Raw genomic sequence first — 10,794 nt, forward strand, 5'->3', positions numbered from 1 at the left:
TTGTTTTTATGTCATAGAAATTTCATCAAGTTCAATATTTTCCATCTTATCTTCGACTGTTCTACCTGCATACTGAACAAAGATATACATTGCTATGATTCCTAATGGAAGTGAAAAATAAACAGGGAATCCAAATCCAGCAGGAATGAAGCCAAAGATTATAGCAGCACCTGCTCCTACAAAGGCATAAGGCACCTGAGTTTTAACATGATCTACATGATCAGCACCAGCTGCTGTTGAAGACATAATAGTCGTATCAGAGATTGGTGAACAGTGATCACCCCAGACACCACCAGTAAGCACAGCTGCTATAGAAGGAAGCAGAGGTGCTCCGATTGAATGTGCAAGTGGTACAGCCAGTGGCATTAATATTGCTACTGTACCCCAGGAACTACCGGTGGTAAAGGCAATAAAAGCACCAATAATAAAGATTAAAGTAGGAATAATAAAGGCGGGAATATTACCTTCAGCAATACCTACCACAAAATCAGCAGTCCCTAGCTTTTCAGTTACACTACCAATAGACCAGGCTAAGACAAGTATAAATGAAGCAATAATCATTGACTTAGCTCCATCAACCCAGCCATCTACAATATCTCCTACAGGTATAACATTACCTAGTGAAGCTAATATTCCAGCTGTTAAACTACCGGAAAAAGCAGCCCAGATAAGAACTTTACTGGAATTTGCATTTCCAAAGGCATCCTGGATAGTTTCACCGGCCATTCCGCCTCCATCAAACCAGAGACCAAAGAGAGTTACTAATACAGTAACAATAATTGGGGTTAAAGCAGCAAACCAGCTCATATTTTTACCATCTGGTCCATCCATTTCAGTTAACTCTTTGGAAGCCATCGGTGTAGCATCATCACGAAGAACTTTTCCAGTCTTTCTGGCTCTTGTTTCTGCATCAAACATAGTTCCAAAATCTTTTTTAGTTAAGATAATTATTAATGCTAATATTAGGGCAAAAATACTGTAAAAACGGAATGGAATTGTTTTAACAAATGTAGTATAAGCACTTGTTTCCATTCCAATATTCTGTAAAGCATCATTAATAAGACCTACCTCATAGGCAATCCAGGTAGAAATAGGTGTAATACTGGCCATTGCCGCAGCAGTAGTGTCAGTAATATAAGCCAATTTTTCTCTAGAAACATTCATTTTATCAGTGATTGGTCTCATGGTATTACCAACAATTAAAGTGTTAGAATAATCATCAAAGAAAATACCAATACCTAATAACCAGACTGAAAATTGAGCTTTACGTACAGTTTTTGCCTTTTCAGCAATTGCATCACCGATGGATTTTGCTCCACCTGCTTTACTAATTATTCCAATCATACCTCCCATTGTAATAGTAAAGATTATAATACCTGCATTCCATTCATCTGCAAGAGAGGGAAGCATAAAACTATCAAGAGTTCTATAAAAACCAGCAATAGGATTATAACCATTTAATATTAAAGCTCCGGAAAAAACTCCAACAAAAAGTGACAATAAAACTTCTTTAGACCACCAGGCCAAAAGAATAGCTAGTAGAGGTGGAACTAAAGATAAGATTCCATAATGATCCATAAATAATAACCCCTTCCTTTTTTACCATAATATATATTGCAAATTTTATACCAAGAAATCAGGGGTATATATAAGTTATTTGTAGATTTTAAAAAATTTTAAATTTTTTGTGCAAAAATATTTAATAAAAATGAAAAAATATTTTTCACAGTTCAATTCCATTTCTTTTAGTAATTTAATAACCTGAAATTTGTCGTATGACCATTTTAGTTGTATAATAAAATAAGAGTATAATAATATTTTTATTGATAATTAATAACCAGAATATTCAGGGAGGTAAAATTTTGCAAGAAGTAAATTTAAAAAAATACAGAAAAAAGATGTGGTTCATTTTAAGTTTTGGATTTTTACTTGCATTTTTTCATCGTTATTCAATAGGAGTTTTATCTAATATATTATCTGAAGAAATGGGTTTAACTGCTGCTAATTTAGGTTTGTTAACTTCCATGTATTTTTATGCTTATGCATTTTTACAGGTTCCTGTAGGTATTTTAGGAGATAAATATGGTGTCAAAATTGTAACTACTTTTGGAATGATATTTATGGGAATAGGAGCTTTTTTGTTTGGCATATCTGGAAGTATGTTAACTGTTTCTTTAGCAAGATTATTAATTGGAATTGGCTCAGCCTGTTTTTTTATTTCAATTTTAAAAATGATAGCTATCTGGTTCCCTCCAACTCAATTTACTAAATATAATGGTTGGACTTCTGTAATGGGTAATATCGGGGCATTATTAGCTGCCTCTCCTTTTTCATTTTTTTTGGAAATAGTAAATTGGCGTACATCTTTTTTTATATTTTCAGGAATTTCAATTATAATGGCAATTCTTATCTGGAGATATGTCTATGATTATCCTCAGGAATTAGGATTTAATTTAAAAGAAGAATCTAAAATAGAAAAACGTAGTTTTAAGGAAATTTTAAGTGAGATTAAAGTATTGGCTTCAAATTTACAATTCTGGCTTTATTTTATATTGTTATTTGTTATGATGGGAAGTATAATGAGTCTTGCCGGTTTATGGATTGTACCTTTTATGATGCATACTTATAATTTATCAAGGAGTATAGCTGCTAATTTTTCTTTAATTTTAACTGTGGGTTTAATTACTACTTCTGTATTTTTAGGGTGGATAGAATTGAAATTTAAAAATAGAATTAGAATGATAAGATTTAGTGTTTTTACTGTTACTTTGAGTTGGATATATTTTATTTTTATCCAGGGAGGAAAACCTCCTATTATTCATTTGATATTATTGTTATTTATTATAGGTGGAGTTAGTTTATTTGTAATGGTTACTTTTGGAGTAATAAAAGAACTTTTTCCTCAATTAAAAGGTGGCTCAATGGGCCTGATTAATTTAGCACCTTTTTTAGGTACAATCTTTTTTAATTCTATTATTGGTTGGATTCTTGATAATACCTGGAAAGGGGAAATAATAAATGGAAGTAGAATTTACACTTTAGCTGGTTATCGCCAGGGATTTATGGTGATATTAATTTTGATGATATTGGTAATAGCTTTAACTTTTAGGTTAAAGAAACCTAAAAAATAATAATCTTAAAAATAAAGTATTTGTATAAAAAGGTATTTAAGGAACTTACATAGAATTTTATAATTGTATTGAGAAAGAGGAATAAAAAAGAAATAAGGTGGGGAAAATATGTGGACAAGAGCCGATTTAAAAAGTAGAGCTAAAAAAGTTTTGAAAGGTAATTACTGGCAGGCTTTTTTAGTTAGTCTGGTAATATTAATTACTGGCGGAAGCCATAATCGTGGAGAAGTAGGGAGTAGTGCTGGTAGTTCTGGAGGGGCAGAAGCTAGTGGAGGTGCATTTTTTGATTTTGAGATTGCTTTAATAGTAGGGACAGTGATTTTGTTAATTATAATATTAAGAATATTCATAGGATATGTATTGGAAGTAGGTGGCAGAAAATATTTTATTCAATTATCAGACGGTGAATCAGAAGTTTCCTGTTTAGGTTATGGTTTTAAAAATAATAATTATTTTAATATTTTTTGGACAATGTTATTAAGAAGTATTTTTGTAATATTATGGAGTTTACTATTAATAATTCCTGGAATTATTAAATTTTATGCTTATAGAATGGTGCCCTATATATTAGCTGATAACCCTGAAATGGGTCATAGAAAAGCAATAAAACTTAGTAATAAGATGACTCAGGGAGAAAAATGGGATATTTTTATATTAGATTTATCATTTTTAGGTTGGTTTATTTTAGGGTCATTATTTTTTGGTATAGGGATTTTCTTTGTTCAACCTTATTATGATGCAACAAATGCTGAGTTATATTTAAAATTAAGAAAAGAAGCAATAACTAATAATTTAGTAACTGAAAGAGAACTAAATTTAGAAACTGATAATTAATATTATCCTTCTCTTATTATAAGATTTATCCTACTAGATGGGGTGGATAAAATGGAAAGACTAAAAGTCATCATGCTTGGTTCAGGAAGTATTGTTCCTACTCCAGATAGAAATCATGCTGCAATCTGGATCAGACATGGACAGGATATTATACTCTGGGATTGTGGAGAAGGAACTCAACTTCAATTACAAAAAGCTGGTTTATCTTTTATGAATATTGATAGAATATTTATAACTCATTGGCATGCTGATCATTTTGCAGGATTAATTGGTTTATTAGAAACTCTTCATCTTGAAGGAAGAAAGAAAAAATTGCAAATTTTTGGACCTGAAGCCAATAAGTATTATAATATAATTTCTAATCTTCATCAGGGGAATGCTGGTTTTGAAATTGAGGTTACAGATGTTGATTTTAAAACACCTAAAGAAAAGGTTATAATAGATGAGAAAAATTATAGAATTAAGTCTGTTCCTGCCAACCATAATATTCCGGCTGTAGCTTATTGTTTAGAAGAAAAAGACAGGTGGAATATTGACATGGAAAAAGTTAAAGCTAATAATTTAACTGCCGGTCCAATATTGAGAAAAATAAAAAAAGAAGATAAAATTAACCATAAAGGAAAAACAATAAAATTAGAAGATATAGCAGTTTTAAATAAAGGAAGAAAAATAGTTTATTCCGGTGATACAGCTCCTTCTTTATTAATAGAAAAATTAGCTAAAAATGCTACAGTTTTAATACATGATTCTACATTTATAAATAAAAGTTGTGAACATCATTCAACAGTAAAAGAAGCTGCTCAATTGGGGAAAAGAGCCGGTGTAGAAAAATTGGTTTTAACTCATTATTCTAGAAGATATAAAGATTTAGATATTTTAAAAGAAATAGCATCTAATATTTATGATAAAGTGGAATTAGCTTCAGATTTATCAGAAATTTACAGTTGAAAATTCTAATTTAACATCAAATATTATTTCTTGAGGAGGAATAATAAATGGCACTAGAAAATGAAAAATATCAAAATTTACTTACTATTTTAAGAGATGGTCTTGCTCCTGCCCTGGGGTGTACTGAACCTATAGCTATAGCTTATTCTACTGCTTCTGCAGCTCAAAAAGCTGATGGTAAACTGGAAAAAATTGAAATCAGAGTAAATAGAAATATTTATAAAAATGGTTTAAGAGTAGGAATTCCAGGGACGGGAAAAACTGGTTTGTATATTGCTGCAGCTTTAGGATATTTAATAGGAGATCCTGCAAAAGAATTAGAAGTAATTGAAGGTGTTAATGATAAGGATATAAAAAGGGCTGAAAATTTAATAGATGAAAATAAAATAGAGATAAATATAGTAGAAGGAATAGAAAGATTATTTATTGAAAGTAAAATTATTACTGATAAAAAGAATGCTAGAGCAATAACTATTGATAAGCATCTAAATATAATTGAAATTGAAACAGGTCAAGAATTCAATGAATTTGAAATTCATAATAAAGAAAAAAAAGAATCAGACTATGATCTAAAAGAATATACGCTTAAAGATATTTTTGAGTTTGCAGATCAGGTAAAATTATCTGAATTAGCTATTATAGAGAAAGGTATTAATTTATCTTATGAAATAGTTGAAAAAGGAAAAGAAAGAGGTGTTGCTCTAGGAGATTCATTGCAAAAAATGATTGATAGTGGATTATCTAATGATAATATGATGAATAGAGCTCAATTACTTGCAGCTACAGCTTCTGAGGCTAGAATGAGTGGTTGTAAAAAGGCAGTTATGTCAAATTCAGGTAGTGGTAATCAGGGAATTACTGCATTTTTAACAATTTTAGGAGCATCAGAAGTAAAAGATATTAGTGAAGAAAAACTTTATCGTTCTTTAGTAGTAAGTAATCTAGTAACAATGTATATAAAATCATATTTAGGTGTTTTATCTGCGATGTGTGGAGCGGCAGTTGCTGCTGGTACAGGTTCAAGTGTAGGAATAACCTATATGTTAGGTGGCGATCTTGAAGATGCTTTTCATACTACCCGGAATATGTTAGGAACCATAACAGGAATTATTTGTGATGGAGCTAAAGATGGATGTGCCTATAAAGTTGCCTTATCTTCAAGATGGGCTGTACAATCTGCAATATTAGCTCTAGATAATACTTATATTCCTTCTAAAGATGGAATTCTTGCAGATAGTTTTGAAAAAATAATTGAAAACCTTGGAAGAGTGAATGATGGGATGACCAATACTGATGAGACTATAATGGAAATAATGTTGGAAAATGAATAAAAAAGAAGGTGAAAAACTTGCAGATAATTACAATTTCTCGTCAGGCTGAAAGTTCAGGAGATGCAATAGCTAAAAAATTGGCTCAAAAACTAGGATTCAAATTAATTGATCATGATTATGTTTTTGAAAACTGGTTAGCAGGGGTTGCTAATGATCATCAACTTCATATGTTAAAACAAAGTTCTAAATTTTATAATAAACCTATCGATAAAAAAGCTAAAAATAAAACCACTTTTGCTGAATATATTAGTAATAAAATGCAAGAATTAGCTGAAACTGAAAATGTCGTGATTCTTTGTTTGGGTTCTCAAATTATTTTTAGAGACAATCCTAGAGCTATTCATATTAAAATATTAGCTTCTAAAGAATATAGGATACAAAAAACCTGTAATAAATATGGATTAAATTATGATCAGGCTGAAAGGACTATAGATTTAAGTGACCGAAAACATAGACGTTATTTATGGAGAGTTTTTGAGGCAGATTGGTTAGATCCCACTCTTTATCATATTTGTCTTAATAGTGATGGATTTAATTTAGATGAAGCAGTAAATTTATTAATAACATTAATAGATCAGAAGAAAGAAGATCCTAAACCTCTGAATAAAAAAATTGAAAATATAGTAAAAAAGGATGGGCATGAAGATTATAATTTTGCTCATGCTAGTGAAAAAGAATTTGCAAAAATCCTGGATATGCATCATATAAATTGGGAATATGAGCCAACAGAATTTCCCCTAGAATGGGATGCAGAAGGAAATGTGACAATGGGTATTAGACCTGATTTTTATTTAGCAGATTATAATACTTATATTGAACTAACGACTATGAAAAGAAAGTATGTAACTGAAAAAAACAAAAAAATAAGACTTTTAAGAGAAAATTATCCAGACATTAAGGTTAAAATTGTTTATAAAAAAGATTTTCATAAATTAATAGAAAAATTTGATTTTAATAAGGGAGAAGAAAAAGATGAAAGATAAAAATTTAGGTAAGGTAATTATTACTGAAGAAGAGTTAAAAAAAAGAATAAAAGAATTGGCTGTAAAAATAAGCAATGACTATCGAGAAAATGAGTTAATTATTATTAGTATAATGAAAAGTTCTCTTTATTTTATGGCAGATTTAACAAGAAAACTTGATAATTCAATAAAACTAGATTTTCTTGAACTAAGTCATTATTCTCATAATAATGAATCAGGTGAAATCAGAGTAACTAGAGATTTGGAATTTAGTATTTCTAATAAGGATGTTTTGATATTAGAAAATATAATTAATACAGGATTAACTCATAATTACTTGCGTAAAAATTTAAAATCAAGAAATCCAAAAAGCCTAAAAATTTGTACTCTTTTAAATAATGTAGAGAAAAAATTAGTTGAAATTCCAGTTGAATATAGTGGTTTTGAAATTTCAAGTGGTTTTGTAGTTGGGTATGGGTTGGATTATAAAGAACGGTATAGAAACTTACCTTATATTGTGGAATATAATAGAGATAAATAAAATGTTTTTAAAATGAGTAATATTGAAAGTATAATAAAGATTGAGAATGTAATTGTGAGATATTCAACCCAGAAGCAGAAATAAACAAGTTGACTTTTTATACATTATAATCTATAATTATTGATACAAGGTCCTGAGGGATTCTGAAGATGGACTGTTCAAAAGAGTTTTTTTGAAAAACTTATTCAAGTAAGTCTTGGTGAGATTTAGTGTAAAACTGTAGATCTTACTATTAATGGCAACTTGAAAGAAATTGTCTAAGGGATAGAATTCTTTAGATGATATTTTTTCTGGAAGTCAGATTAATAGTAAAGTAAGTCTAAATCAAACTAATATAGAAAGAATAAGTTAAGTAGAAAAAATAATCATGAGCAGAAAATCAAAGGTTCGTCAGGGCCTTGATTTTTTTGTGTCTTTTTTTAGTAGTACAAAAAATTTTATTTAAAACTTGACAAAATTACTTAGGTATGTTAATTTAAGAACAGATACCACAGATGGGTATATAGCTTTGAAAAATTAATTAGAGAGTTCAAGATAAACAAAAATTTTTATTCATCAATGATAATGACTTTCAATTAATTTAAATAAATTTATAAAAAGGGGATAAATATGATTGAAAAATTTGATTTAAAAAATAGGGGAAATGATATAAGAATAGCATTAGCTGGTAATCCTAATTCAGGAAAAACAACACTTTTTAATGAAATGACAGGAGCCAGCCAACATGTAGGGAATTGGTCAGGGGTTACTGTAGAAAAAAAGATTGGAAAAAGTTTCTATAATGAGTTTGAATTTGAGATAGTAGATCTACCTGGAATTTATTCTTTAGGAGCTTTATCAGAGGATGAAGTTGTAGCTCGTGATTTTTTATTAAATGGAGATTATAATCTTGTTTTAGATATTATTAATTCAGTTAATTTAGAAAGAAATTTATTTTTTACAGTTCAATTGTTAGAAATGGGAGTAGATTTAATTGCAGTTTTAAATATGGCAGATGAAGCTAAAAAAAAGAGAATAAAAATAGATAAAAATAAATTATCTGAAAGATTGGGAATTGAGGTTGTAGAAACGGTTGCTAAAAAAGGAAAAGGTTTAGATGACTTATTTTCTAAAATACTTAAAGATTATGATTCAAAAAAAGAAGCATTAAAAATAGATTATGGTGAAGATATTGAAACTCTAATAACTAAGATAAAAGCTGAATTTAAAAATATAAACTTTTCTGGAATCATTAATCAGCGTTGGTTGGCTTTAAAATTAATAGAAAGAGATCCAGAAATTGAAGAATTCATCAAAAAAGAAGTCGGTAATTCTATATTAAGAAAAATAAAATCTCTTATCTCTAAAAAAGAATTAAAATTAGAAAAACGATTTGAAAGTATAATAACTTCCAAAAAATATGAGTTTATAGATTTAATAATTGAAGAATGTGTTAGTGAACCAGCGGAAGAAGAAAAACCTGATAGTATTTCTGACAAAATAGATAAAATAGTAACAAATAAGTATTTAGGTATTCCAATTTTTATGTTTGTTATGTGGAGTATTTTTAAATTAACCTTTACTTTAGGTAATCCATTAATAGGTTATATAGAAAAGTTTTTTGAGTTAAGTGGAAGATGGATTGGACAATTTTTAATAAATTTAGGTTTCCCAGAAATGTTGACTTCTTTTATAACTGATGGAATAATTGGTGGGGTTGGTTCAGTTTTAGTATTTATTCCAAATATTATACTTTTATTTTTGGCTATTGCTATTTTAGAAGATAGTGGATATATGGCCAGAGCTGCTTATGTGATGGATAAAATTATGAGTAAGATTGGATTACACGGGAAATCATTTATACCAATGATTATTGGATTTGGCTGTAATGTTCCGGGAGTTATGGCTACAAGGACTCTTGATAGTAAAAGAGATAAATTAATTTCAATTTTAATTAATCCACTTATGTCCTGTTCAGCTCGCTTACCAGTATATGTTGTTTTTGCTGGAGCTTTATTTCCAAAAAATGGAGGGTTGGTTGTTTTTTCACTCTATTTAATGGGTATTGTTCTTGCAGTTGTTATGGCAAGTATATTTAATAAGTTTTTCTTCGAAGGAGAAAGATCAGCTTTTATTATGGAACTACCACCATATAGAATACCAACTTTAAAAAGTGTATTTATACAAATGTGGAAAAAAGCCAGTGCATTTGTTAAAAAAGCAGGAACAATTATTTTTTCAGTTGTAGTTTTGATCTGGGTATTGGCTAACTTACCTCTAGGAGTGGAATATGCTTCTGCCCAGAGTATTATTGGTAGATTTGGGCAGTTGATTGCTCCCATATTTGCACCTCTTGGTTTTGGAAACTGGCAGGCAGCCTCCTCTTTAATATTTGGGATTTTAGCAAAAGAAGTAGTTGTTGGAACTTTAGGTGTTGTTTATTCAGCTGGTGAGAGTGGTTTAAGGTCTGTTTTAAGTGCTAATTTTTCTCCTCTGGCAGCTTACTCTTTTATGACTATGGTCTTGATTTATACTCCCTGTATTGCAACTTTAGGAACGATAAAATCTGAAACAAATTCCTGGAAATGGCCTCTAATAAGTGCCAGTTATCTTTTTATTTTGGCCTGGATAGTATCTTTTTTAATTTATCAATTGGGTTCATTGCTTGGTATTGGAATTTAGAAGGAGGAAGCTAAATGGAATATTTATTTTTATCGTTGCTTGGCATAGCCAGTTCCTATTATATAATAAAAAAGCTTTATGGAGGCTTACAGGGAACAGATAGCCCCTGCAGTGATTGTAGTGATCAAGAATGTCCTTTTAGAGATGGAGAATATGATCTAGATTTAAAAATAAATAAAAAAAATAAGTAAAATATTTTTAAAACCTCCTTGTAAATAAAAGTTTCTATAATGTATAATTATAATAGAAATTTGCAAGGAGGTTTTATTATGGCAAAAGAACAGGCAAGAAAATTAATGGATGGTTTTTGTAGAGTATGTCCTCAATGTGATGGTAGAGGATGTGAGGGAGAAGTTCCTGGTATGGGAGGTAAAGGATCAGGTGCT

Annotated in this window: 9 protein-coding genes; 8 read left to right on the forward strand and 1 reads right to left on the reverse strand. The window is 29.7% G+C overall.

The features are described 5' to 3' along the window. Positions 1-6: 6 nt before the first annotated feature. On the reverse strand, positions 7-1,578 hold the full coding sequence (locus VJ881_00580; protein ID HKL74534.1) for a Na+/H+ antiporter NhaC family protein: 1,572 nt from the start codon (positions 1,576-1,578) through the stop codon (positions 7-9). 284 nt (positions 1,579-1,862) lie between these two features. On the opposite strand from VJ881_00580, the gene VJ881_00585 reads away from it, so the two are divergent. The 8 genes from VJ881_00585 to VJ881_00620 all read left to right on the forward strand — a co-directional run bounded on the left by VJ881_00585 (position 1,863) and on the right by VJ881_00620 (position 10,599). Next, a complete protein-coding gene (locus VJ881_00585; protein ID HKL74535.1) occupies positions 1,863-3,131 on the forward strand; it encodes an MFS transporter in 1,269 nt (422 codons plus the stop codon). A 108-nt stretch (positions 3,132-3,239) separates the two neighbouring features. After that, positions 3,240-3,965 (forward strand): DUF975 family protein, encoded by a 726-nt coding sequence (locus VJ881_00590; protein ID HKL74536.1) that lies wholly within the window; start codon positions 3,240-3,242, stop codon positions 3,963-3,965. A 51-nt stretch (positions 3,966-4,016) separates the two neighbouring features. Next, complete coding sequence (locus VJ881_00595; protein HKL74537.1) at positions 4,017-4,913, forward strand: ribonuclease Z; 897 nt, start codon at positions 4,017-4,019, stop codon at positions 4,911-4,913. 47 nt (positions 4,914-4,960) lie between these two features. Beyond that, positions 4,961-6,244 carry an L-serine ammonia-lyase, iron-sulfur-dependent, subunit alpha gene (locus VJ881_00600; GenBank protein ID HKL74538.1) on the forward strand — a complete coding sequence of 428 codons (1,284 nt, stop codon included), beginning with the start codon at positions 4,961-4,963 and terminating at the stop codon, positions 6,242-6,244. Between the two features lie 8 nt (positions 6,245-6,252). After that, positions 6,253-7,227 carry a cytidylate kinase family protein gene (locus VJ881_00605; GenBank protein HKL74539.1) on the forward strand — a complete coding sequence of 325 codons (975 nt, stop codon included), beginning with the start codon at positions 6,253-6,255 and terminating at the stop codon, positions 7,225-7,227. Beyond that, positions 7,217-7,747, forward strand: coding sequence for a hypoxanthine phosphoribosyltransferase (gene hpt / locus VJ881_00610; GenBank protein ID HKL74540.1), 531 nt, complete (start codon positions 7,217-7,219; stop codon positions 7,745-7,747). Before VJ881_00605 ends, hpt begins: the two co-directional genes overlap by 11 nt. A gap of 609 nt (positions 7,748-8,356) precedes the next feature. After that, on the forward strand, positions 8,357-10,408 hold the full coding sequence (gene feoB / locus VJ881_00615; GenBank protein HKL74541.1) for a ferrous iron transport protein B: 2,052 nt from the start codon (positions 8,357-8,359) through the stop codon (positions 10,406-10,408). Positions 10,409-10,422: 14 nt separating this feature from the next. Then, positions 10,423-10,599: a hypothetical protein gene (locus VJ881_00620; GenBank protein HKL74542.1), complete on the forward strand. Its 177-nt coding sequence runs from the start codon at positions 10,423-10,425 to the stop codon at positions 10,597-10,599. The last annotated feature ends 195 nt before the right edge of the window (positions 10,600-10,794 follow it).

The organism is Halanaerobiales bacterium (assembly GCA_035270125.1).
Lineage (GTDB): Bacteria > Bacillota > Halanaerobiia > Halanaerobiales > DATFIM01 > DATFIM01.

What these genes read in the sequence shown, in the direction of transcription:
- VJ881_00580 (HKL74534.1), bottom strand. Translation starts at nt 1,578, where the DNA reads ATGGATCATTATGGAATCTTATCTTTAGTTCCACCTCTACTAGCTATT.
- VJ881_00595 (HKL74537.1), top strand. Translation starts at nt 4,017, where the DNA reads ATGGAAAGACTAAAAGTCATCATGCTTGGTTCAGGAAGTATTGTTCCT.
- feoB (HKL74541.1), top strand. Translation starts at nt 8,357, where the DNA reads ATGATTGAAAAATTTGATTTAAAAAATAGGGGAAATGATATAAGAATA.
- VJ881_00600 (HKL74538.1), top strand. Translation starts at nt 4,961, where the DNA reads ATGGCACTAGAAAATGAAAAATATCAAAATTTACTTACTATTTTAAGA.
- VJ881_00620 (HKL74542.1), top strand. Translation starts at nt 10,423, where the DNA reads ATGGAATATTTATTTTTATCGTTGCTTGGCATAGCCAGTTCCTATTAT.
- hpt (HKL74540.1), top strand. Translation starts at nt 7,217, where the DNA reads ATGAAAGATAAAAATTTAGGTAAGGTAATTATTACTGAAGAAGAGTTA.
- VJ881_00590 (HKL74536.1), top strand. Translation starts at nt 3,240, where the DNA reads ATGTGGACAAGAGCCGATTTAAAAAGTAGAGCTAAAAAAGTTTTGAAA.